Origin of the sequence: Streptomyces sp. NPDC047017 (assembly GCF_040644175.1) — a bacterium.
Taxonomy (GTDB): domain Bacteria; phylum Actinomycetota; class Actinomycetes; order Streptomycetales; family Streptomycetaceae; genus Streptomyces.
In genome coordinates this window covers 417,152-442,013 of record NZ_JBEYVW010000003.1, presented here as the reverse complement: position 1 = coordinate 442,013, position 24,862 = coordinate 417,152, and the positions used below count along the sequence as shown (strand labels likewise).

The 24,862-nt window shown below is 76.4% G+C and carries 6 protein-coding genes; 3 read left to right on the top strand and 3 right to left on the bottom strand.

Translation table 11 applies throughout. From position 1 onward, the window contains the following. Positions 1-174: 174 nt before the first annotated feature. The 3 genes from ABZ858_RS07355 to ABZ858_RS07345 are packed head-to-tail and all read left to right on the top strand — an operon-like array spanning position 175 to position 3,782. A complete protein-coding gene (locus ABZ858_RS07355) occupies positions 175-1,380 on the top strand; it encodes a lycopene cyclase family protein (RefSeq protein WP_361373636.1) in 1,206 nt (401 codons plus the stop codon). Positions 1,381-1,434: 54 nt separating this feature from the next. Further along, on the top strand, positions 1,435-2,172 hold the full coding sequence (locus ABZ858_RS07350; RefSeq protein WP_361373634.1) for a methyltransferase domain-containing protein: 738 nt from the start codon (positions 1,435-1,437) through the stop codon (positions 2,170-2,172). Further along, the gene (locus tag ABZ858_RS07345; RefSeq protein ID WP_361373632.1) at positions 2,169-3,782 is read left to right on the top strand and encodes an FAD-dependent oxidoreductase; all 1,614 of its coding nucleotides are present in this window, start codon (positions 2,169-2,171) and stop codon (positions 3,780-3,782) included. Before ABZ858_RS07350 ends, ABZ858_RS07345 begins: the two co-directional genes overlap by 4 nt. A gap of 91 nt (positions 3,783-3,873) precedes the next feature. Here the strand turns inward: ABZ858_RS07345 and ABZ858_RS07340 are convergent, their stop codons facing one another. From ABZ858_RS07340 to ABZ858_RS07330, 3 genes are all read right to left on the bottom strand, one after another. Then, on the bottom strand, positions 3,874-4,401 hold the full coding sequence (locus ABZ858_RS07340; protein ID WP_361373630.1) for a GNAT family N-acetyltransferase: 528 nt from the start codon (positions 4,399-4,401) through the stop codon (positions 3,874-3,876). Between the two features lie 135 nt (positions 4,402-4,536). Then, complete coding sequence (locus ABZ858_RS07335) at positions 4,537-4,743, bottom strand: MbtH family NRPS accessory protein (RefSeq protein ID WP_361373628.1); 207 nt, start codon at positions 4,741-4,743, stop codon at positions 4,537-4,539. 134 nt (positions 4,744-4,877) lie between these two features. Beyond that, positions 4,878-24,854: a non-ribosomal peptide synthase/polyketide synthase gene (locus ABZ858_RS07330; protein WP_361373626.1), complete on the bottom strand. Its 19,977-nt coding sequence runs from the start codon at positions 24,852-24,854 to the stop codon at positions 4,878-4,880. Positions 24,855-24,862: the final 8 nt, after the last annotated feature.

The following is a 24,862-nucleotide window of genomic DNA, read 5'->3' as shown; positions in this document are numbered from 1 at the left end:
GTCCTTTCCCCGCTCGCCGGCCGGAGTACGGCGGACCGCCCGCACACGGGTGACACCGCATCCGTTCGGGCGCCCGCGCCGGAACAGCGGTCGGGAACAGCGGTCGGCGAAGCGAGCGGGACGCGGATCGGGACGGGGCACGGATCGAGCGGGACGCGGCCGGAAGGAGGCCCGGTGCTGGAAGGGGAGGCGGAGGTGGAGGCTGACGTGGCGGTGGTCGGGGCCGGAGCCGCGGGGCTGTCCCTGGCCCATCGCCTGAACGGGCGAGTGCCGGGGCTGCGTACGCCGTCCGTGGTCCTGCTGGACGCCCCGCCGGGGCCGCTGCGCCCGCCCCGGCGCACCTGGTGCTTCTGGGAGCGGGGGGCGGGCCGGTTCGACGCCGCGGTGACGGCCCGCTGGCGGCGGCTGCGGGTGCGTCCGCCGAAGGGGAATCCGATCGAGGGCGACCTCTCGCCGCTGCGGTACAAGATGATCCGTTCGGACGACTTCGAGGAACTGGTCGGCCGGGACCTGGCCGGCAGTCCCAACGTGCGCCGTGTCGAAGCCACCGTGGAGACGGTGGAGGACGTCGACGGCGGCGCCCGCGTGCACCTGCGGGAGGCAGGCGGCGCCCGCCGCGTGCTGCGGGCCCGCTGGGTGCTCGACTCGCGCCCGCCGGGCAGCCTGCCGGCCGCGCGCACCCTGCTGCTCCAGCACTTCCACGGCTGGTTCGTCCGCACCTCCCGGCCCGTCTTCGAACCCGGGGTCGCGGAGCTGATGGACTTCCGCACCCGGCAGCCCGCGCGCGGCCTGTCCTTCGGCTATGTCCTGCCCACCGGGCCGTGCGAGGCGCTGGTGGAGTACACCGAGTTCTCCCCGCGCCCTCTGACGGCGGGCGGCTACGAGGCGGCCGTACGCCATTACACCGACGACGTGCTCCGCCTCGGCGACCGGGAGGTCCTCGCCACCGAGACCGGTGTCATCCCGATGACGGACGCCCCGATCGCCCGGCAGACCGGGGCCCGCGTCTTCCGCGTCGGCGCCGCCGGAGGTGCCACCCGGCCCGCCACCGGGTACACCTTCGCCGGTCTCCAGCGGCAGACGCGGGCGGTCGCGGCGGCGCTGCGCCGGGGCCGCCGTCCGCTGCCGCCGCCCGCCCACTCCGCACGCTCCCGCGCCATGGACGCCGTACTGCTGCGCGCCCTGGCCAGCGGGCGAGTGGACGGCCCGGCGCTGTTCAGCGGGCTGTTCGCCGAGGTCCCGATGGCCCGGCTGCTGCGCTTCCTCGACGGGGACACCGGCCTGCTGGAGGATCTCGCGATCGGCCTGCGCACCCCGGTCCGCCCCATGCTCCGCTCGGCCCTTGAGCTGCCGACCCTGCCGCGCCGCCCCTTCGACTGACCGCCCGAGCGCGCCGCGCGTGCGGCGGCCGCTCCTGCCATCCCTGGAGCCCGTATGACCCTGCTGCGCGACGAGGACCTCGCCGCCGCCTTCGACCACGCCTCCCGCAGCTACGACGCGCTGGTGGCCGCCAACCCCGGCTACCACGCGCACCTGCGCCGCTCGGTGCGCCGGCTCGGCCTGCCCAAAGACGGCCGGGGGCTGCGCCTGCTCGACCTCGGTTGCGGCACCGGCGCCTCCACCGCCGCGCTGCGCTCCGCCGCGCCGGCCGCGCACATCACGGCCGTCGACGCCTCCGCCGGCATGCTAGAACGGGCCGCCGCCAAGCCGTGGGCGCGCGGCGTGGACTTCGTGCACGCGCCCGCGGAACGCCTGGCCGAGGCCGGGGTCACCGGGCCGTTCGACGCGGTCTTCGCCGCCTATCTGCTGCGCAACGTGCACGATCCCGACGCCGTACTGGCCGCCGTGCGCGAGCTGCTGGCGCCCGGCGGGCGGTTCGGCGTGCACGAGTACACGCTCAGCGGCCGTCGTGCCGACCGGGTGGTGTGGACCCTGGTGTGCCGGGGCGTCGTCCAGCCCGCGGCGGCCGTCCTCGGAGACGGTGCCCTCTACCGCCACCTGTGGCGCAGCGTCGTGGACTTCGACACCGCCGGCCGTTTCGCGGACCGCCTGCGCGCGGCGCGCTTCGACCGGGTGCGGGTGCTGCCCCTGCCGGGCTGGCAGACGGGCATCGCCCACACCTTCGTCGCCCGCCGCCCGGGGAGCGCGGGCCGCACGGAGGATGGGCGATGACCGGGGCCAGGGCGGTGGGCGCAAGCCCAGCAACATCCGGGCAGCGCCCGACGCGCGGCGCGGGCCGGCCGGCGGGCGCTCGTCATGGGCGGGACAGGCGGGCCGTCGTCCTGCCCGGTCCGCAGGGGCGGCGGCGGGTCGAGGGCGGCGACCGTCCCACGGCGGCGGTCGTCGGGGGCGGGATCGCCGGGCTGGCCGCGGCCACGGCGCTGGCCGAGCGCGGCGTGTCCGTCGTGCTGTACGAGCGTCAGCCGTGCCTCGGCGGCCGGGTGGCGGGCTGGCCCACCCGGCTGCGGGACGGCACCGAGGTGACGATGAGCCGGGGGTTCCACGCCTTCTTCCGCCAGTACTACAACCTACGCGGGCTGTTGCGCCGTACCGATCCCGGGCTGGAGCGGCTCACCGGCCTGCCGGACTATCCGCTGCTGCACGCCGACGGCACCCGGGACGGTTTCCGGCACGTCCCGCGCACCCCGCCGCTCAGCGCGCTCGGCTTCGCCCTGCTCAGCCCCTCCTTCGGGCTGCGGGACCTGCGGGCGCTGGACCCGGTCGCGGCGCTGCCCCTGTTCGACGTGCGTGTCCCCGAGGTGTACGCCCGGCTCGACGACATCAGCGCGCACGACTTCCTGGACGCCGTGCGCTTCCCCCGCAGGGCCCGTCACCTGGCCTTCGAGGTGTTCTCACGCAGTTTCTTCGCCGATCCGCGGCAGTTGTCGGCGGCCGAGCTGGCGCTGATGTTCCACATCTACTTCCTCGGTTCCGCCGAGGGCCTGCTGTTCGATGTGCCCCGCGGCCCCTTCCCCGCCGCGCTGTGGCAGCCGCTCGCCGGCTATCTGCGGCGGCACGGCGCCGAGATCCGTACCGGTACGTCCGTGGAGCACGTCGCTCCCGCGCGCGACGGCGGCCACCGGGTCGTCACCGACCGGGACGAGACACACCACGACGGTGTCGTGCTCGCCCTGGACGCCGCCGGGCTGCGCTCCCTGGTCGCCCGTTCGGACCGGTTGGGCGACGCCCCGTGGCGGGCGGGGATCGCACGGCTGCGTACCGCTCCCCCGTTCCTGGTCACCCGGCTGTGGCTGGACCGGCCCGTCGCCGCCGACCGGCCGGGCTTCCTGGGCACCGGAGGCTTCGGCGCCCTGGACAACATCAGCGTCCTGGACCGCTGGGAGGACGAGGCCGCCCGGTGGGCGGCCCGCACCGGGGGCTCGGTGGTGGAACTCCACGCCTACGCCGTACCGCCGCACCTGCCCCGGGACGTGACGGAGAAGTGCCTCATCGAGCAGGTGTACCGGCTCTACCCGGAGACGCGGGCGGCCGAGGTCGTCGACAGCCGCCACGAGTGGCGCGAGGACTGCCCGCTCTTCCCGGTGGGCGGCCACCGGGACCGCCCCACCGTGCGCACCCCGCATCCCCGGCTGGCGGTGGCCGGCGATCTGGTGCGCGCCGATCTGCCGGTGGCGCTGATGGAACGGGCGGCGACCACGGGATTCCTGGCCGCCAACGCCCTGCTGGAGCAGTGGGGCGTCCGGGGCCAGACGCTGTGGACGGTGCCGACGCGTGGCCGCAACGCCGTACTGCGGGGGCTGGCGGGGTGGGTGAGCGGGTGAGATGGGGGGTGGGCCGGGCGGGTCCTGGTGTTGGTGTTGGTGTCGGTGCGGGCCGGTTCACGCCCGGCCCGGGCGCCGCGCGCGGCCGTGGTCAGGTGGCGGGGGCCGGCTCGGTGTCCGTCGTGGAGACGACCAGCAGTTTCGTGACCGAGCCGTCGTCGCCGACGACGTCGCGCACGTACCGGAAGCCCAGCCTGCGGCACATCGCGAGGCTGGCGGTGTTCTCGGCGCCCACCATGCCGTACGCCTCCTTCAGGCCGAGGTCGTCGGCGGCGTGCCGGAGCAGGCCGCGCACCACCTCGCCGCCCAGGCCGTGGCCCCAGTGCCCGGGGAGGAGCGCGGTGACGAGTTCGTACCCGTCGACGTTGCCGGTCTTCTTCACCTCGGCGTGGCCGACGTACGTGCCGTCCTGCCACAGTCCCCACACGTCGAAGCGGCGCTGCGGGTACACGTCGGTGAGGATGGCGCGGAACAGTTCGCGGATCTCGGGTTCGGGCACGAGGTCCTGGCCCATCCAGCGGCACACCTCCTCGTCGCGCAGCAGGGCGACGAAGGAGTCCTCGTCCTCGGGCCGGTAGGGACGGAACTCCAGGCGTTCGGTGCGCAGGGTCGGGGTCATGACGGTCTCCTCGGGTGGTGCGCGGTGTGCGGGTCCGCGGTGGTGGGGCACCGGGGATGCGGGGAACCGTGGGGGGGAGGAGGCGCCGGGCCGGCGCGGTGCGCGCGGCCCGGCGTGCCGGTGGTACGGCGGCGGTCAGGCCCCGGCCGGGCTGTCCATGCGCTCGCGCAGGCTGCGCGGCCGCATGTCGGTCCAGACCTCGTCGACGTAGGCGGAGCACTCGGCCTCGGTGCCCTCCTTGCCGACGGGCTGCCAGCCGGCGGGCACCTCGATGTCCACGGGCCACAGGGAGTACTGCTCCTCGTCGTTGCGCAGCACCTGGTAGCGGGTGTTCTCGTCCATGTCGTTCTCCTTCGGGGGTGCGGGGTGGGTCGTCGCGGATGTGGTGGTCGTGGCGGGCGGTGCGCGCGGACCGTGGCGCGGGGTCCGGGGGCGCAAGGTGCGGGGGCGCGGGGCTGCCCCGGGGTGGTGGGGTGTCACCGGCCTCCCCGGGCGTGCCGGGCGAGGCGGCGCAGGGCCTCGGCGAAGTCCTCGGCCGCGCGGCGCACGCTCTGCGTGTCGTGGACGCCGGGCCGGTGGTGCCAGGTGAAGGCGAGCCGGCCGTCCTGGACCGCGCCCACCACCTCCACCAGGTGCGAGCCGGGGTCGCGGGGGTCGTGGTCCTGGCCGAGGGAGCCGTGCTCGGTCCGGATCAGGCCACCGGTCGCCGTCTCGGGGCGGGCGTCCCACTGGCCCAGGTAGTTGAAGACCACCTGGCTGTGGGCGCCGTCGCCGAGCCGCCCGCGTACCTCGGGCGGCCCGAAGGTGCGCAGGGCGCCGTAGCCGAGTCCGTTGCCGGGCACGGCGCGCAGCTGGCGGCGCACCGACTTCACGAGGTGGCGCCAGTCCCGGTCCGGTCCGAGGTCGCCGGGGGCGGTCACCTGGAGGGCCACGGGGTGGACGGTGGTGAACCAGCCGACGGTGCGGGAGAGGTCGACGCCGTCGAGCAGGTCCTCGCGGCCGTGGCCTTCGAGGTCCAGGCGGACCCGGTCGTGGCCGGTCCAGCGGGCCAGGGCCAGGGCGAGGGCGGCGAGCAGGACGTCGTTGACGCGGGTGCGGTAGGCGGTGGGGGCGTGGCGGAGCAGGGCGGTGGTGTCGTCCTCGTCGAGTTCGACGGCGACCACGGCACTCGTGGCGGCGTCGGCTCCCGCGGGCGGGTCGGCCGGGGCGGGTTCGGCGCGTACCGCTTCTTCCCAGTGGGGCAGTTCGTGGTCGAGGCCGCCTTCGGCGACGTGGGCGGCGAGGCCGCGCGACCAGTCGCGGAAGCTGGTGGTGCGCTCCCCCAGGTCGATGTCCTCGCCCTGGGCGGCCTGGCGGTAGGCGTTCTCCAGGTCGTCGCGCAGGATGCGCCAGGAGACGGCGTCGACGACCAGATGGTGGGCGATGAGGAGGAGGAACGCCGGCCGGCCGGCGGCCCCGGTGAACAGGGCCGCCCGCAGGTGCGGGCCGTGGGCCAGGTCGAATCCGGCGTGCAGGTCGTCGGCGGCCTTGGCCATGGCGGCGTCAGCGTCCTGGTCGCTCAGGCCGGTCAGGTCGTGGCGGGTGAGGACGTCGTAGGCGCCGGCGGGCGGCGGGTCGAACTGGTGCCAGCCGCTGTCTGCTCCGGTGTCGCGGGTGAAGCGCATCCGCAGGGCGTCGTGGTGGTCGAGCAGGGCGTCGAGGGCGCGGCACAGTGCCTCGGGGTCGGGGGTGCCGTCGAGTTCGAGCAGGGCCGACTGGTTGAAGTGGTGGTGGGCGGCGCGCGGGCTGGTCAGGAACCACTCCTGGATCGGGGTGAGCGGCACCTCGCCGGTGGCGGGGCCGGTGTCGGCGCGGCGGGGCGCGTCGCGGACGACGGTGGCGAGTTCGGCCACGGTCTGGTGGGTGAACAGGTCCCGGGTGGCCAGGTGCAGGCCGTCGCGGCGCAGCCGGGAGACGACCTGCATGCTGAGGATGGAGTCGCCGCCGAGGGCGAAGAAGTTGTCGTCGGCGCCGATGCCCTCGACGCCGAGCACGTCGGACCAGATCCGGGCGATGCGCTGTTCGGTGGGGGTGCGCGGGGCGGTGCCGGGCTCGCCGGCCGTCCGCGCGGGCCCGGGTGCGGGCAGGGCGCGGCGGTCGGTCTTGCCGTTCGGGGTGAGCGGCAGCCGCGGCAGTGGGACGAACAGCGAGGGCACCATGTGCGGGGGCAGGTGCTCGGCGAGGTGCCGGCGCAGTTCGGTGACCGGCACGGCGGAGGCGGCCGGGTCGGCGGCGGCCGCCGGGTCGGCGGCGGCAGCGGCCTCCGGGTCGGCGGCGGTCTCCGGGTCGGCGGGCACGATGTAGGCGACGAGCCGGGCGGGTCCCGCGGGGCCGCCGTCCTGCGGCGGGTCGGTGCGTACGACCACGACGGCGTCGCGCACCAGCGCGCTGCGGCGCAGGGCGCTCTCGATCTCGCCGGGTTCGATGCGGAAGCCGCGCAGCTTGACCTGCTCGTCGGCGCGGCCGGCGAACACGAGCGTTCCGTCGGCGCTCCAGCGCACCCGGTCGCCGGTGCGGTACATGCGCTCCCCCGGGCCGCCGAACGGGTCGGCGACGAAGCGCCCGGCGGTGAGGCCGGGGCGGTGCAGATAGCCGCGGGCGAGGCCGGGGCCTGCGACGTACAGGTCCCCGGTGACGCCGGGCGGGACGGGGCGCAGGGCCGCGTCCAGGACGTGGACGCGGGTGGCGCCGGAGGGGCGGCCGATGGGCGGGGCGCCGGCACCGGGGGTGAGCGGGCCGGTCCAGGTGGCGACGACGGTGGCCTCGGTGGGCCCGTAGGAGTTGATCATCCGGCGTCCGGGCGCCCAGGTCTCGACCAGGTCGGCCGGGCAGGACTCGGCGCCGACGATCAGGGTGCGCAGATCGGGCAGGGTCTCGGCGGTGCCGGGCGGGACGGTGGCCAGCGCGGCCGGCGGGATCAGGGTGTGGCTGATGCGCCGCTGGGCGAGCACCTCGGCCAGCCGCTCCCCGACCAGGGGCCCTTCCTCGCCGGTGACCAGGGTGGCGCCGCTGAGCAGGGACACGCACAGTTCCAGGACGGAGGCGTCGAAGCTGGGCGAGGCGAACTGGAGCACCCGGTCGCCGGGGCCGGCCGCGTACTGCTCGGCGGCGGCCGCGGCGAAGGAGGCCAGGCCGCGGTGGGTGACGACGACGCCCTTGGGGGTGCCGGTCGAGCCGGAGGTGTAGATGACGTAGGCGGGGTGGTCGCAGCCGAGTGCGGTGGTGCGCTCGGCGTCGGTGGGCGCGGTGTCGGGTCCTTCGGCGGTCCATACCCCGGCGGGGTCGTCGAGGACGAGGTGGGCGCCCGCGTCGCGGATCATGAACTCCCGCCGCTGGGCGGGGTAGTCGGGGTCGACGGACAGGAAGGCCGCGCCGGCCTTGGCGACGGCGAGCTGCGCCACCACCGTCTCCGCGGCGCGGGGCAGGGCGAGGGCGATCACGTGTTCGGGTCCGGCGCCGTCGCGGACCAGGCGGTGGGCGAGCCGGTTGGCGGCCCGGTCCAGTTCCGCGTAGGTCAGTACCCGTTCGCCGTCGGCCAGCGCCACCGCGTCGGGGGTGCGGGCCGCCTGCCGCTGGAACAGGTCGGCGAGGGTCGCCTCGGGAACCGGGCGGAAGGTGCCCACCCCCTGTTCGAGGAGGGCCTTGGCCTCGTCCGGGCCGGTCAGCGGGAGGGTGCCCAGGGGGCGGTCGGGGTCCTCGGCGACGGCGGTCAGCAGGGTCGCGAGCTGGTCGGCCATGCGTTCGGCGGTGGCCGCGTCGAACAGGTCGGTGCTGTAGGTGATCAGGCCGTCCAGGGCCCCGGAGGCGGTCTCGGCGAACTCCAGGGTGAGGTCGAACGCCGCGTGCTCGGAGTCGGGTTCGACGTCGGTGACGTCGAGGCCGGGCAGGTCGAGTCCGGCGCCGGGGGTGTTCTGCAGGACGACCATGACCTGGAAGAGCGGGCTGCGGCTGGTGTCGCGGTCCGGCCGCACCTCGTCCACCACCCGTTCGAAGGGCACGTCCTGGTGGGCCAGCGCGTCCCGCACGGTCTGCCGTACGCCGGTGAGGAACCCGGTGAACGGCTGGGCCGCGTCGACCCGGGAGCGCAGCACCAGCGTGTTGACGAAGAACCCGACGAGCCCCTGGGTCTCGACGCGGTCGCGGCCGGAGGTGACGGTGCCCACGGCGATGTCCTCGCCGCCGGTGAGCCGGGCCAGGTAGCCCTGCGCGGCGGCGACGAGCGTAGTGAACAGCGTGGTGCCCCGGTCCCGGGCGATCCGGGTCAGTGCGCGGGCCGTCCGGGCGGGCACCATCAGGCGGGTGGTCGCGCCGGCACCGGTGCGCACCGGGGGCCGGGGCCGGTCGGTGGGCAGCTCCAGCGGCTCGATGCCGGCCAGGTGCTCCTTCCAGTGGGCGAGCTGTTCGTCGGTTCCGGTGGCACCGGCGGTGGTGCGCTGCCAGTGCGCGTAGTCGGCGTACTGCACCGGCAGCGGCGGCAGCTCACTCTCCTCCTGGCCCAGTTCGGCGCGGTAGAGGTGGGCGAGGTCGCCGAGCAGTACGGACGTCGACCAGCCGTCGGTGACGATGTGGTGCAGGGTGAGCGCGAGGACGTGCTCGTCCTCGGCGGTGCGGAACACGGCGGTGCGCAGCAGCGGGCCCCGGCGCAGGTCGAAGGGGCGGGTGCGTTCCTGGGCGAGGGCCCGGCGCAGCGCCGGTTCGCGTTCGGCGGCGGGCAGGTGTGTCAGGTCGTGCTGCGGCAGGGGCACCGCGCGCGGCGGGTGGACGATCTGCACTCCGTGGCCGTCGACGCTGTCGAAGGTGGTGCGCAGCGACTCGTGCCGGGCGGCCACCGCGTCGAGCGCGGCGGACAGGGCGCCGGTGTCCGGGGTGCCGCGCAGCCGCAGCGCGAGCGCGGTGACGTACTCGGCGCCGCCGGGGGCGAACTCCTCCAGGAACCACAGGCGTTGCTGGGCGTACGACATCGGTGCCACCGCTTCCCGGGGCACCGGGACGATGGCCGGCCGGCCGCTGTTCTCCCGTCCGTCGTTCTCCCGTCCGCCGAGCAGTTCGGCGAGTGCGGCGGGGGTGGGGTGGGTGAAGACGGTCCGGGGGGTGACGTCGGCGCCGAACGCCTCGGCGAGGCGGGCGGCGAGCCGGATGCTGAGGATCGAGTCGCCGCCCAGCTGGAAGAAGTCGTCGCGGACACCGGGCGGTTCGGTGCCGAGGACTTCGGCGAAGACGCCGGCGGTGCGGCGTTCGGCGTCGGTGCGGGGCGCGACGCGCTCCGGGCGCGAGGCGGGTTCCGGGGCCGGGAGCGCCGCGCGGTCGACCTTGCCGTTGCCGCTGAGCGGGAGGGCGTCGAGCGGGACGAACGCGGTGGGGACGAGGTAGTCGGGCAGGGTGCGGGCGGCGAAGTCGCGCAGCGCGTCCGGGTCCGGCGCGCCGTCGCCCGCCGCGCCGACCACGTAGGCGACGAGCCGTTTGGCACCGGGCCGGTCCTCGCGGGCGAGCACGGCGACGTCGGCGACGCCCGGATGGGCGGCGAGCGCGGCCTCGACCTCGCCGGGCTCGACGCGGAAGCCGCGGATCTTCACCTGGTCGTCGGCGCGGCCCAGGAACTCCACGGCGCCGTCCGGCCGCCGCCGGGCCAGGTCGCCGGTGCGGTACATGCGGGCGCCGGGCGGGCCGAGCGGGTCGGCGAGGAAGCGGGCGGCGGTGTCGCCGGGGCGGCCGAGGTAGCCGCGGGCGACGCCCTCGCCCGCGAGGTACAGCTCGCCCGCGCAGCCGGGCGGGACCGGGCGCAGCCGGGCGTCCAGGACGTGGACGCGCATGTCGTCCAGCGGGTGGCCGACGGGCACGGTGGCGGGCACCGCGGCCGGGTCGGTGAGGGCGAAGGAGGTGGCGAAGGTGGTGGTCTCGGTGGGGCCGTAGCCGTCCACCACGGTCAGTCCGGGGCAGGCGGTGAGCACGTCCCGTACGGCCTGGGCGGGCACCACGTCGCCGCCGGTCCACACCTGGGTGAGGCCGCGGAAGCAGTCCGGGGCGTCCTGGGCGAGCAGCCGGAACAGGCCGGCGGTCAGCCACAGTGCCGTCACCTCGCCGCCGGCGGCCAGGCGCCGCACCAGGGCGGCGTCGACGTCGTGTCCGGGGGCGACGACGACACGGCCGCCGTTGAGCAGCGGCGCCCACACCTCGAAGGTGGCGGCGTCGAAGGCGGCCGGCGAGTGCAGCAGGACGCGGTCGCAGGCCCCGCCGGTGAAGCGGCTGTCGGTGGCCAGCGCGGTGATGTCGCGGTGCCGTACCGCCACCGGCTTGGGGCGGCCGGTGGAGCCGGAGGTGAACATGACGTAGGCGAGCCGGTCGGGGTCGGCGGCCGGGAAAGCTCCGCCGGGCGGTGCGGTGCGGGCGGCGGTGACGTCGGCCGAGGTCAGGTGGACGGCGGCGCCCGCCGTGTCGAGCAGGGTGCGGCGGCGGTCTTCGGGGGCGCGGGTGTCGACGGGGACGTAGGCGCCGCCCGCGAGGAGGACCGCGAGCTGGGCGACGACCAGTTCGGCCGAGCGTTCCACGACGAGCGCGACGCGTTCCTCGGGGGCCAGGCCGTCGGCCAGCAGCCGGGCGGCGAGCCGGCCGGCCCAGTCGGCGAGGGCGGCGTACGTCAGCTCCCGCTCGCCGTCGGACACCGCGATCGCCTCTGGGGTGCGCCGGGCCTGTGCGGCGAACACGTCCACCGGACCGGCCGGGGCGGCCGTGCGGGCCGGGGTGTTCCAGGCCGTCAGCAGTTCCCGGTCGGCCCCGGTGAGCAGGTCCAGGCCGGCGAGGTCGCCGTCGAGGCCGTCGGCGAGGGCGGTGAGCAGGGTGGCCAGCCGGCCGGCGGCGCGCTCGGCGGTGCCGTGGTCGAACAGGGCGGGGTCGTAGGCCAGGTCGAAGCCGAGCCGTTCGGCCAGATGGGCGCGCAGGCACCAGGGGAAGGTGGTGGCGTCGTCGGCGCGCACCTCCTCGACGCCGACGCCGGTGCGGGCCGTGGCGGACTCGTCCACGGGGTAGTTCTCGAACACCACCATGCTGTCGAACAGCGGTTCACCGGCCGGGATCTCGCTGACGGCCTGGATGCGGGAGAGCGCGAGGAAGTCGTGGCGGCGGGCCTCGCTCTGGTCCTCCTGGAGGCCGCGCAGCCACGGCAGGACCGCGCCCCGGGGGACGCGGACCCGGGCCGGCACGGTGTTGATGAACATGCCGATCATGGTCTCGACGCCGGGCAGTTCGGCCGGGCGGCCGGAGACGGTGGTGCCGAAGACGACGTCGTCCCGGCCGGCGTGCCGGGCCAGGAGCAGCGCCCAGGCGCCCGCCACCACGGTGTTCACGGTGAGTCCGGCGCGGGCGGCGCCCTCCCGCAGCCGCCGGGACACGTCCTCGTCCAGCTCGTGGTGGACGGCGGCGGAGGAGCGGGCGCGGTGTGCCTCGGCGGGGGTGCGGTCGTAGGGCAGCGGGGTGCGGGCGGTGAAGCCGGCGAGGGCGCCGGACCAGTGCGCCTCGGCGGCGGCCGGGTCCTGGGCGGCCGTCCAGTGCAGGTAGTCCGCGAACGGCCGGCGCAGCGGCGGCGGGGTGTCGGGGCCGCCGGTGAGCGCGGCGTAGCGTTCGCAGACCTCGGTGAGCAATTGCCCGGTGCTCCAGCCGTCGAGGGCGATGTGGTGGGTGGACCACACCAGCAGCACTTCGTCGCCGGGCAGGGCGGCCAGGGTGAGGCGGGTGAGCGGTACGGTGGTGAGGTCCATGCCCGCCGCGCGGTCCTCGGCGAGCAGGCGCTCGGTGTGCTCGGCCCGCTGCGGCGCGGTCAGGTCGCGCCAGTCGAGGTGGGTGACGGGCAGTCCGGCGCGGCGGTGGACGATCTGCACGGGGTGGGGCAGCGCCTTCCAGTGGACGCTGGTGCGCAGGGCCGGGGTGCGGTCCGCGACCTGCTGCCACGCCGCGGCGAACGCCTGCGGGTCCGCGATTCCGGACAGGCGTACGGCTATGCGGTCGGCGTAGGCGCTGACGGTGTCGACCAGGCCGTGGAAGAGCATGCCGGACTGGAGCGGGGTGAGCGGCAGGACGTCCTCGGTGTCGCGGCCGTCGCCGACGAGCCGGTCCAGCTGGTCCTGGGTGAGGCGGGCCAGGGGGTGGTCGGAGGGGGTGCGGCCGCCGGTGCCGGGGCGGGCGCAGTGCGCGGCGATGTCGCGCAGGGCGGCCGCCGTCTCCTCGGCCAGGGCTCGCACGGTGGCCTCGTCGTAGACGGCCCGCGGGTAGGTCCAGCCGAGTTCCAGGCGGCCCTGCTGGACGACGCCGGTGATGTCCAGCAGGTAGGGGCGGTCCTCGTCGGGGTCGGTGTCGCGGCCGGCCGGGGGCAGGGAGCCGCGGAACAGGCCGTCGGCGGTGGCGCCGCCGGTGTCCCACCGCCCGTGGTAGTTGAAGCCGATCAGGGGGGCGGGGGCGCCGGTGAGCGGGCCGGCGGGCGAGAGGTGGCGCAGGGCGCCGTGGCTGAGGCCGTGCAGCGGCACCTCGCGCAGCTGTTCCTTGACCGAGCGGAGGGTGTCGTGCCAGCCGGCGTCGGGGTCGACGCGCAGCGCGAGCGGGAACTCGGCGGTGAACCAGCCCACCGTCCGCGACAGGTCGACGTCGTCGAAGAGGTCCTCGCGTCCGTGTCCCTCCACGCCGAGCAGGACGCTGTCGCGTCCGCACCAGCGGGCGAGGGTGCGGCCCAGGGCGCTGAGCAGGACGTCGTTGACCTGGGTGCGGTAGACCTCGGGGACCTGGCGCAGCAGGGCGTCGGTGGCCGCCTCGTCCAGGGTGACGGTGAGGGTGGCGGCGGTGCCGTGGGTGTTGGGGCCGGGGCGTCCGGCGGGCAGGGCGGCGGGTGTGCCGGCGGTGCGGGTCCAGTACGGCAGGTCGGTGTCGAGGGCGCCGGAGCGGGTGTGCCGGTCGAGGCGGGCGGCCCAGTGGCCGTACGGGGTGCCGGTGGGCGGCAGTTCGACGGGGCGGCCGGCCGCGGCGGCGCGGTGGGCGGTCTCCAGGTCGGCGAGCAGGATGCGCCAGGAGACGCCGTCGATGACCAAGTGGTGTGCGGTGACGACGAGTTGTCCCGGCTGTTCGGGTCCGTGGTCGAGGTGGAGGACGCGGACGACCCGGCCTTCGGTGGGGTCGAGGGCGCGCTGTGCCTCGTCGGTGAGCCGCTGGGCCTGCGCCTCCAGCGCGGTGGCGTCCAGGGCGCTCGTGTCGTGCCGGGTGAGGACGGGGTGCGGCGCCTCGGGCAGGGGTTCCTGGCGCCAGCCGTCGGGGGTGCGGTGGAAGCGGGTGCGCAGGGCCGCGTGATGGCGTACGACGGCGTCCACGGCCTGGCGCAGGGCGTCCGGGCCGGTGCCCGGGGCCAGCTCCAGGCGCTGCGTCATGGTGAAGCGGAGCCGGTCGTGCGGGTCGCGGCCGTCGAGGTACCAGTGCTGGATCGGGGTGAGCGGTGCCTCGCCGGTCTCCGGTGCCGCGCTCGCCGTGGGCGGGGCGGACTCGGCGGTGCGCAGGGCGAGTTCGGCGACCGTCTGGTGGCGGAAGACGTCCTTGGTGGTGAGGGCGAGCCCGGCCTGGCGGGCGCGGGAGACGATCTGGATGCTGAGGATGGAGTCGCCGCCGAGCGCGAAGAAGTTGTCGCGGGCGCCGACCCGGTCCACGCCGAGCACCTCGGCCCAGATGGCGGCCAGCCGCTCCTCGGCGCCGGGCCGCGGGGCGACGTAGGCGATGGCGGTGTCGGGCCGGTCGGGCGGTGCGGGCAGCGCCCGCCGGTCGGTCTTGCCGCCGGTGGTGCGCGGGATGCGGGCCAGCGGCACGAACACGGCGGGCACCATGTGGTCGGGCAGGGTGCGCCGCAGTTCCAGCCGCAGCGCGTCGCCCGAGGGGGTGCGCGCGCCGGCGGCCACGACGTAGCCGACCAGCATGAGACGGCCGGCGTGTTCGCGGGCGGTGACCGCGGCGTCCAGGACGTCCGGGTGGGCGCGCAGGGCCGCCTCCACCTCGCCGGGCTCGATGCGGAAGCCGCGGATCTTGACCTGTTCGTCCACGCGGCCCAGGAACTCCAGCAGCCCCTGCCGGTCCCAGCGGGCCCGGTCGCCGGTGCGGTACATCCGCTCCCCCGGCGCGCCGAACGGGTCGGCCGGGAAGCGGGCCGCGGTCAGGCCGGGCCGGTCCAGGTAGCCGCGGGCCACCTGCGCCCCGGCCAGGTACAGCTCGCCGGGCACGCCGGGCGGCACCGGGCGCAGCCCGGCGTCCAGGACGTAGGCGCGCAGGTTGCCGCCGGGTCGGCCGATGACCGGCCGGTCGGGGCGGTCGCCGACGCGGCCGTGGACGGCGTCGACCGTGCACTCGGTGGGGCCGTACATGTTGTGGACGGCCACGCCGTGGTCGCGTTCGGCGGCGGCGAGTTCGCGCCACATGGCGGCGGGGACGGCCTCGCCGCCGACGAGGAGCAGGCGCGGGTGGTGGCGGCCGGGCGCGAGCAGTCCGGCGGAGAGCAGTTCGCGCAGGAAGGACGGGGTGACGTTCACCCAGTCGAGGCGGTCGCGGGCGACCTGGGCGCAGAACGCCTCCGGGTCCAGGCGTACGTCCTCGTCGACGAGGTGCACCTCGTGGCCGAGGGCGAGCAGCACCGCCCCCTCCCAGGAGGTGTCGAAGGCGAAGGAGGCGCTGAGCGCGGCCCGCAGCCGCCGTCCGCCGGCGGTGTGCGCGGCGAGCAGTCCGGCGCGGTGGTCGTGGCAGAGGTTGGCCAGCTGGCGGTGTTCGACCAGGACGCCCTTGGGGCGGCCGGTGGAGCCGGAGGTGTAGACGATGTAGGCGGCGTTCTGCGGCCGCAGCGGCCGGGTGCGGTCGGCGTCGGTGGGGTCGTGGGCGGGCAGCCGGTCCCAGGGCACGTCGTCCAGGGAGGTCAGCAAGGTGTGCGGGCGGGCGTCGTCGAGCAGCAGGCGCCGGCGTGCGTCGGGCAGCGCGGGGTCCAGGCAGAGCAGGGTGGCGCCCGCCTTGAGGACCGCGAGCACGGCGACCACCAGGTGCGAGGTGCGCGGCAGTTGTACGGCGACGACCTGCTCGGGTCCCGCGCCGAGGGCGGCGAGGTGGTGGGCGAGGCGGTTGGCGCGCTCGTTCAGCGCGGCGAAGTCGTACGTGGTGTCGGGGGCGGCCAGGGCGGTGAGGTGCGGGGTGCGGGCGGCCTGTGCCTCGAACAGGGCGGGGAAGTCGGTGGCGGGTTCGGGCAGGCGGGCGCCGTGGCCCCACCGCAGGACCTGCTGTCGTTCGTCGTCGCTCATCAGGGGCAGCGCGCCCACGGCCAGGCCGGGGTCCTCGGCGGCGGCCTCCAGCAGGGTGCGCAGGCGGGCGGCGAGGAGGTCGGCGGTCCCGGCGTCGAACAGGCCGGTGTCGTACTCCAGGTAGCCGGTGAGGCCGCCGTCGCGCTCCACGAAGTCGAAGGCCAGGTCGAAGGTGGCGGTGCGCACCGGCGGGGTCACCGGCGTCGCCTCCAGGCCGGGCAGCCGGGGGGTCTCGGCGCCCAGGTTGTGCAGGGCGACCATGACCTGGAACAGCGGGGTGCGGCTGGTGTCCCGGGCGGGCCGCACGGCGTCCACGACCCGTTCGAAGGGCGCCTCCTGGTGGGCGAACGCGTCCAGGACGGTGCCGCGCACCTCCGTCAGCAGCTCGCGGAACGGCTGCTCCTCGCGCACCCGGGAGCGCAGCACCAGGGTGTTGACGAACATGCCGGCCACGTCGTGCAGTTCGGGCCGGTCCCGGCCGGCGGTGACGGTGCCGACGGTGATGTCCTGCTGCCCGGACCAGCGGGCCAGCAGCACCTGGCAGGCGGCCACCAGGGTCATGTAGAGGGTGGCGTCGGCGGCCCGGCCGCGTTCCCGCAGCCGCTCGGTCAGGCCGGCGGGCAGGGTGAAGGTCGTCAGGGCGCCCGCGCGGCCGCGCACGGCCGGGCGCGGCCGGTCGGTGGGCAGCTCCAGCGGGGTGACGCCGTCCAGGACGCGGCGCCAGTGGTCGAGGTGGGCCTCGACGCGGTCGGCGCGGGCGCGCTGCCAGGCGGCGTGGTCGGCGTAGCGCACGGGCAGGGCGGGCAGGTCGGCCGGGCGGTCCGCCAGGGCGGCGGCGTACAGCTCGCCCAGGTCGCGGCCGAGCACGCCGAGGGACCAGCCGTCGGTGACGATGTGGTGCACGGCCAGGACGAGCACGTGTTCGTCCGCGGTGACGCGGGCGAGGCGGGCCCGCAGCAGCGGTCCGGCGGCCAGGTCGAACGGGGTGCTCGCCTCGCGGTGCAGCAGGGCGTCCAGGGCGGCGGCGTCCGGGCAGTCCTCCAGCGGCAGGTCCACGGGTCGGGGCGGGCCGACGAGCTGCCGGGCCTCGCCGTCCTGTTCGGCGAAGGTGGTGCGCAGCGCCTCGTGCCGGGCCACCAGGCCGTCCAGGGCGGTGTGCAGCGCGCCGGTGTCGAGCGGGCCGCGCAGCCGCAGCACGGACAGGGTGGTGTACTCGGTGCCGCCCGGTTCGAACCGGTCGAGGAACCACAGGCGTTGCTGGGCGTACGACAGGGGTGCCGGGAGGTGAGGGTCGGTGGCCGGGATGGTGTCGTCGGCGGCCGGGGCGGCCCGGTCGGTGAGGGCGGCGGCGAGGTCCGCGAGGACGGGGTGGGTGAACAGCAGCCGGGGCGAGACGTCGGCGCCGAAGGCGGTGCGCAGCCGGGAGGTGACCCGGACGGCGAGCAGGGAGTCGCCGCCCAGGGCGAAGAAGTTGTCGTGCGCGCCGACCGCGTCGGTGTCCAGGACGTCGGTCCAGGCGGCGGCGACGCGCTGTTCGGCGGGGGTGCGCGGGGCGACGCGCTCGCCGTCCGCGGCGGCGAAGCCGTCCGGTCCTGGCGCGGGCAGGGCGCGCCGGTCGAGCTTGCCGTTGACGGTGAGCGGCAGGGCGGCCAGCGGTACGTAGGCGGCCGGCACCATGTGCGCGGGCAGCGAGCGTTCCAGGTGGGCGCGGAGCGCGGCGGGCGGCGGCGGTACGGGGCGGTCGCCGCCGCCGGTGCCGACGACGTGGGCGACCAGGCGGCGGGTGCCGGCGGCGTCCTCGTACACGCCCACGGCGGCCGCGCCCACGCCCGGGTGGGTGTGCAGGGCGGCCTCGATCTCGCCGGGTTCGATGCGGTAGCCGCGGATCTTGACCTGCTGGTCGGCGCGGCCCAGGTACTCCAGGGTGCCGTCGGGGCGCAGGCGGGCCCGGTCGCCGGTGCGGTACATGCGGGTGCCGGGCCGGCCGAAGGGGTCCGCGAGGAAGCGCGTGGCGGTCAGGCCGGGCCGGCCGAGGTAGCCGCGGGCCAGGCCCTGCCCGGCGACGTACATCTCGCCCACGGCGCCCGGCGGGACGGGGTGCAGGGCGTCGTCCAGAACGTGGACGCGCAGGTCGGGTATGGGGGTGCCGATCGGGCTGCCCGCTCCGGCGCCGGAGGTGGCGCGATCCAGCGGCACGTAGGTGACGTGCACGGTGGTCTCGGTGATGCCGTACATGTTGACCAGGCGCGGCGCGGTGTCGGGGTGGCGGGTGTACCAGTCGGTGAGGCGGGTCACGTCCAGCGCCTCACCGCCGAAGATCACCGTGCGCAGGGCGAGGCGGGAGCCGGTGGCGGGGTCCTCGGCGTCGGCGCGGATCAGCGGGTAGAACGCGGAGGGTGTCTGGTTGAGGACGGTGACCTGTTCGTCGGCGAGCAGCCGCAGGAAGTCCTCCGGGGAGCGGGCGGTGTCGTCGGGGACGACGACGAGCCGGCCGCCGTGCAGCAGCGGGCCCCACAGCTCCCACACGGAGAAGTCGAAGGCGTAGGAGTGGAACAGCGTCCACACGTCGTCGGGTCCGAAGCCGAACCACTGCCGGGTGCGGGTGAACAGCCGGACCACGTTGGCGTGCGGGATGACGACGCCCTTGGGCAGGCCGGTGGAGCCGGAGGTGTAGATGGCGTAGGCGGGGCTCTCCGGCAGCGGGCGGCGGGCCGGGTCCGCGGGGCCGCCGGCGGGGCGGCGGGCCAGGTCGGCGCGTACGTCCGGGTCGTCGAGGGCCAGGACGGGGACGGTGGTGTCCACGGTGGTCCCGGTGGTGGTCACCAGGGCCGCCGGGGCGGCGTCGGTGAGGAGGTGGGTGACGCGTTCGGCGGGGAGCCTGGGGTCGACGGGCAGGTAGGCGGCGCCGGTCTTGAGGACGGCGAGGACCGCGACGACCAGCTCGGCGCTGCGGGGCAGGGCGAGGGCGACGTGGCGTTCGGGTCCGGCGCCGAGTTCGGCGAGCCGGTGGGCGAGCCGGCCGGCCCGGGCGTCCAGGGTGGCGTAGTCGAGGCGTTCGTCGCCGCAGGTGACGGCCTCGGCGGCCGGGGTGCGGGCGGCCTGCGCCTCGAAGAGGTCCACCAGGGTCCGGGTGGGCCGGTCCGTGGCGTACGTCTCCTCCGGCGCCGGCCGGTGCTCCTCGGCGGCGGTGCGGGCGAGGGCGCGCAGGGGGCGGTCCGGGTCGTCGGCCAGCTGGGTGAGCAGCAGGCACAGCCGGTCGGCGAGGGACCGGACGGTCGCCGCGTCGAACAGGGCGGGGTCGTAGGCGAGGTCGAAGCCGAACCGTTCGCCCTGGTGGGCCCGCAGCAGCAGCGGGTAGTTGGTGGCGTCGCGGCCGGAGACCTCCGCCAGGCGGATCCCGGAGGCCGCCGAACGGGCCTGGTCGAAGGGGTAGTTCTCGAAGGCGACCATGCTGTGGAACAGGGGGCTGCCGGACGGCACGTCGCTCAGGCCGGTCAGTTCTGCCAGGGAGACACCGGCGTGCCTGCGGGCCTCGGCCTGGGCCTCCTGGAGGTCCCGCAGCCAGGCGGTGGCGGTGCGGGCGCCGTCCACGCGCACCCGGGTCGGCAGGGTGTTGATGAACATGCCGACCATCGACTCCACCCCGGGCAGGTCGTCGGGGCGGCCGGAGACGGTGGTGCCGAACAGCACCTCCGGCTCGGCGCTGTAGCGGGAGAGCAGCAGCGCCCAGGCGCCCTGGACCACGGTGCCGAGGGTGAGGCCCGCGGTGCGGGCGGTGCGGGCGAGGCGGGCGGAGGTCTCCTCGGACAGGCCGCCCGTGTGCACGGCCGCCGAGCGGGTCTCGTGCCCGGGGCGCGGGGCGCGGTCGGCGGGCAGCGGGGTGGGCGCGGCGAACCCGCCGAGGACGCCGCTCCAGTAGGCGCGGGCGGCGCCGGCGTCCTGGCCGGCCAGCCAGCGCACGTAGTCGCCGAAGGGCCGGCGCACCGGCGGCGGGGTCCCGGCGCCGGTGGTGAGCGAGGCGTACTCCTCGAAGACCTCGGTGAGGACCTGCGCCAGGCTCCAGCCGTCCAGGATCAGGTGGTGGGAGGTCCACAGCAGGTGCAGCCGGGAGTCCGGGAGGCGGACCAGGGTGAGCCGCATCAGGGGCGCGGCGGCCAGGTCGAGCCCCCGGGCGAGATCGTCCTCGCGCAGCCGGTCCAGGCGGGCGGCGCGCTCGTCCGGGCCGAGATCGCGCCAGTCGAGGACGGTGAGCGGCACGGTGACGTCGCGGTGCACGACCTGGAGCGGCACGGGGACGTCCTCCCACACCACCGAGGTGCGCAGCGCGGGGGTGCGGTCGGTCACCCGCTGCCAGGCGGCGGCCAGCGCGTCCGGGTCGCCCACGCCGTCCAGGAGCAGCGCGGCCTGGTCGACGTAGATGTCGTCGGGGCCGCCGACCAGGCGGTGGAAGAGCATGCCTTCCTGGAGCGGGGTGAGCGGCAGCAGGTCCTCCACCCGGCGGCCGTCGCCGGCCAGGCGGTCCACGCCGGCCTGGTCGAGGCGGGCCAGCGGGAAGTCGGAGGGGGTGCGGCCGCCCGCGTCGGGCCCGGTGCAGTGCCCGGCGACGGCGCCGAGCGCGCGGACCATGCCCTCGGCCAGGTCCTCGACGGTCTCCGCGCGGTGCACCTGGTCGCTGTAGTGCCAGGTGATCTCCAGTTCGCCGTCGGCCACCAGGGCCGAGACGTCCAGCAGGTGGTCCAGCGGCGTGTCCGGGTCCGTCTCCCGGCCGGGCGCCTCACCGGCGGGCGCGAAGGCGCCGCCGGCGGACGTCTCCCACTGGCCGTGATAGGTGAAGCAGACCTGGGGCAGCGGCACCTCGCGCAGGGCGCGGGCCTCGGGGTGCGGCGAGCCGAGGTGGGCGAGTGCCTGGTAGCCCAGGCCGCGGCGGGGCACGGCCCGCAGCTTTTCCTTGACGGCCTTGAGCGTGGCCCCCCAGTCGCCCCGGGGCCCGGGGGTCAGGGTGACCGGGTACTGGGTGGTGAACCAGCCGACGGTACGCGACAGGTCGGCGCCCTCGACCAGGTCCTCCTCGCGGCCGTGGCCCTCCAAGGCGACGGTGATCCGCTCGGTGCCCGCCCAGTCGGCCAGGACCCGGCCCAGCGCGCTCAGCAGTACGTCGTTGACCTGGGTGCGGTACGCGGCCGGTGCCTGCCGCAGCAGCGCGTCGGTGGTGGCGCGGTCCACCCGGGTGCGCACCGTGCGCACAGAGCCGGTGAGCGGGGTGCCGGGCAGGTCGGCGGGGAGCGGGGCGGGGGCGGGGGCGACCTGGGCCGTCCAGTACGGCAGATCGTCGTCCAGGGCGCCGGCCCGCACCTGCTCGGCCAGGTGCCGCGCCCAGTCGGCGAAGGTGGTCAGCTCCGGCTCGGGGGTGGGCTGCTCCCCCGCGGCGGCCTGCCGGTAGGCCTGTTCCAGGTCGGTGAGCAGGACCCGCCAGGAGACGCTGTCGACCGCCAGGTGATGGGCCGTCAGGAACAGACGCGGATGGTCGCGGCCCGGCAGGAGGACGGCCCGGAGCAGCGCTCCGGTGGCCGGGTCGAGCCCGGCGCGGGCGGCGTCGGCGGCCTCGGCTGCCGCCTGCGTGTCGTCGGCGGTCAGGGCGGGGCCGCGGGTCAGCAGACCGGTGGCCGGGCCCGTGCCGGGCTGCTGGCGCCGGCCGTCCTCGGTGCGGGTGAACCGGGCGCGCAGCGCGGGGTGCCGGGTGACGACGGCTTCCAGCGCGCGTTCCAGTGCCTGTTCGTCGAGGTCGGCGGGCAGGTCGAGCAGCATCGACATGCTGAGGCGGCGGCGCGGGCCGTGGGTGGTGAGGAACCACTCCTGGACCGGGGTGAGCGGGGCGGGGGTGTCGTCGTCCTGCGGGCGCCGGGGCGCGGGCACCTCGGCGGTCCGTCCGGACGCGGCGGCGGCCAGGTCGGCGACCGTCTGGTGGCGGAAGACGTCCTGCGAGCCGATCCGCAGGCCAGCCGCGCGGGCGCGCGAGACGGCCTGGATGCTCAGGATGGAGTCGCCGCCCAGCTCGAAGAAGTTGTCCGTGACGCCGACCCGGCTCACCCCGAGCACCTCGGCCCAGATGCCGGCCAGGGTCTCCTCGGCGGGGGTGCGCGGGGCGGCGTACTCCTGCCGCCGCTCGGCGTCGCCCGCGTCCGGGGCGGGCAGGGCGCGGCGGTCCAGCTTGCCGCTGGTGGTCAGGGGCAGGGCGGGCAGCGCGGTGAAGGAGGACGGCACCATGTGGTCGGGCAGGACCCGGCGCAGGGCCGCGCGGAGGTCGGCGGCCGCGGGCGCGGGGCGGCCGGGCGCGGGGACGACGTAGGCGGCGAGCCGGGTGTGGCCGTGCGGGTCGGCCAGGCCGACGACCGCCGCCGCGCCGACCTCGGCCAGGTCCAGCAGGGCCGCCTCGACCTCCCCGGGCTCGATGCGGTGGCCGCGCACCTTGACCTGGTCGTCGGCGCGGCCGAGGTAGTCGAGGCGGCCGTCGGCCATCCAGCGGGCCAGATCGCCGGTGCGGTACATGCGGGTGCCGGGCGGGCCGTACGGGTCGGCGGTGAAGCGGGCGGCGGTCAGCCCCGGGCGGCCGGTGTAGCCACGGGCCAGTTGCTCCCCGGCGAGGTACAGCTCGCCGCCGACACCGGGCGGCACCGGGCGGAGCCGGTCGTCCAGGACGTACGCCCGTACGCCCGGCAGCGGGCGGCCCACCAGCGGCCGGTCGGCGGCCTCGATACGGCAGGCCAGCGCGTCGACCGTGCACTCGGTGGGGCCGTAGAAGTTGTAGGCGGCCACGTCCGGCAGCGCGGCCAGCTCGCGCCACAGGGCGGGGCCGACGGCCTCGCCGCCGAGCATCAGCACGCGCGGGTGGTGCCGGGGGTCGGTGAGGAGTCCGGCGGGCAGCAGTTGCCGCAGGTAGGACGGGGTGACGTCGAGGAAGTCGACGCGGTGTTCGACCACGTACTCCACCAGGGCGGCCGGGTCCCTGCGGGTCTCCTCGTCCACCAGGTGCAGGGGGTGGCCGTCCGCCATCAGCAGGATGCCTTCGAGGGAGGTGTCGAAGGAGAACGACGCGGTCAGCGCGACCCGCAGCGGACCGCCGCCTGCGTCGGCGACGAAACCGGCGCGGTGGGCGGCGAGCAGGCGCGTCGCCGAGCGGTGCGGGACGGCGACGCCCTTGGGCCGGCCGGTGGAGCCGGAGGTGTAGATGACGTAAGCGGTGTGGTCCGGGTGCAGGCCGTCCCGGGCGGGTTCGGTGGCGGGCGCGGTGTCCGGTACGGCCCGCAGCGCGGCCTCGTCCAGGACCAGCGCGGGCCGGGCGTCGTCGAGGAGGTGGGCGACGCGTTCCGCGGGCAGCGCGGGGTCCAGGGGCAGATAACCGGCGCCGGCCTTCCAGACGGCGAGGATCGCGGTGATCATGTCGGCGGTGCGCGGCAGGCTGAGCGCGACCAGCCGTTCGGGGCCCGCGCCGAGCGCGATCAGGTGGTGGGCGAGGCGGTTGGCGCGAGCGTCGAGAGCGGCGTAGTCGAGGCGTTCGCCGCCGGCGACGAGGGCGAGGGCGTCGGGGGTGCGGGCCGCCTGCCGGGCGAACAGGTCGGGGTAGGTGACGTCCTCGGCGGGGGTGGCGGCGGTGACGCCGGTGGCGATCGCCTGCCGCGCCTCCTGCCCGGACAGCAGCGGCAGCGCGCCCAGGGGGCGGTCGGGTGCGGCGGCGGCGCCCTCGATCAGGCGCAGCAGCTGTCCGGCCATGCGCCGCGCGGTGGACGCGTCGAACAGGTCGGTGCGGTACTCCAGCAGGCCGGTCAGCGCGTCGCCGTCGGGCACGAACTCGACGCTGAGGTCGAAGGTGGCCGCCTGCCGGGGCACGGCGACCGGGGTGGCCGCCAGGCCGTGCGGGGCGGTGGCGGCGGGCGGGTCGGGGTGCAGCAGCACCATCACGTCGAACAGCGGGTTGCGGCCGGCCTCGCGGGTGGCGCCCACCGCCTCGACGATCCGTTCGAAGGGTGTGTCGCCGTGCGCGAAGGCGCTGTTGACCGTGTCGGCGGTGCTCGTCAGCAGGTCGCGGAAGGACGCGGCGGCCTCGACCGGGGTGCGCAGGACGACCGTGTTGACGTAGAAGCCGACGGCGCGTTCCAGGTCGGTGCGGGTGCGGCCGGGGGTGAGCGAGCCGACGGTGATGTCGTCCCGGCCCGACCAGCGGGCCAGCAGGGCCTGGGTGGCGGCGACCAGGGCGGTGTGCAGGGTGGTGTGCCGCTCGCGGGCGAGGTCGCGCAGCCGGGCGGTGAGCGGCGCCGGGACGGTGAAGGTGTGCACGGCGCCCGCGCCCGCCTCCTCGCCGCGCCGCGGCCGGTCCAGGGGGAGTTCCGGGGCGACCGCGCCGGTCAGGTGCTCCCGCCAGTGGGCGAGGTGGCGTTCCAGGCGGGCGCCGGAGAGCTGGTCGCGCTGCCACACCGCGAAGTCGGGGTACTGGACCGCCACCGGCGGCAGGGCGATGCCGGTGCCCTGGGTCAGGGCGGCCAGGGCGGCGCACAGTTCGTCCAGGACCACGCCCATCGACCAGCCGTCGGTGACGATGTGATGGGCGGTCAGCAGCAGCACGTGGGAGCTGTCCGACTCGCGCAGCAGCAGGGCGCGCAGCAGGGGGCCTTCGCGCAGGTCGAAGGGGCGGGAGTACTCCGCCAGGAGGTCCGCGTCCAGGTCGGCGGTGTCCCGCAGCGGCAGCGGTACCGGGCCGGCCGGGCGCACGGTCTGCGCCGGCAGGCCGTCGCTCTCGTCGAAAGTGGTGCGCAGCGCCTCGTGGCGCTCCACGACGACGGCCAGCGCCCGCTGGAGGGCGTCCCGGTCGAGGGGGCCGGCCAGCCGCAGGGCGACCGCGCTGTTGTAGCGGGCGTCGCCGGGCCGCAGCCGGTCCAGGAACCACAGGCGCTGCTGGGCGAAGGACAGCGGCAGCGGACGGTCGCGGCCGGCGCGCGCGATGCCCTGCCCGGTGTCCGGGGCGGCTTTCCGGTTCCGTCCGGCCAGCCGGCGGCGCAGCGCTTCCCGCATCTCCTCGGGCAGGGCCTCGGCGCGGTCTCGCTTCGAAGGCTTCGAAGACGTCATGGTCGTCG

What these genes read in the sequence shown, in the direction of transcription:
- ABZ858_RS07350 (WP_361373634.1), top strand. Translation starts at nt 1,435, where the DNA reads ATGACCCTGCTGCGCGACGAGGACCTCGCCGCCGCCTTCGACCACGCC.
- ABZ858_RS07345 (WP_361373632.1), top strand. Translation starts at nt 2,169, where the DNA reads ATGACCGGGGCCAGGGCGGTGGGCGCAAGCCCAGCAACATCCGGGCAG.
- ABZ858_RS07340 (WP_361373630.1), bottom strand. Translation starts at nt 4,401, where the DNA reads ATGACCCCGACCCTGCGCACCGAACGCCTGGAGTTCCGTCCCTACCGG.
- ABZ858_RS07335 (WP_361373628.1), bottom strand. Translation starts at nt 4,743, where the DNA reads ATGGACGAGAACACCCGCTACCAGGTGCTGCGCAACGACGAGGAGCAG.
- ABZ858_RS07330 (WP_361373626.1), bottom strand. Translation starts at nt 24,854, where the DNA reads ATGACGTCTTCGAAGCCTTCGAAGCGAGACCGCGCCGAGGCCCTGCCC.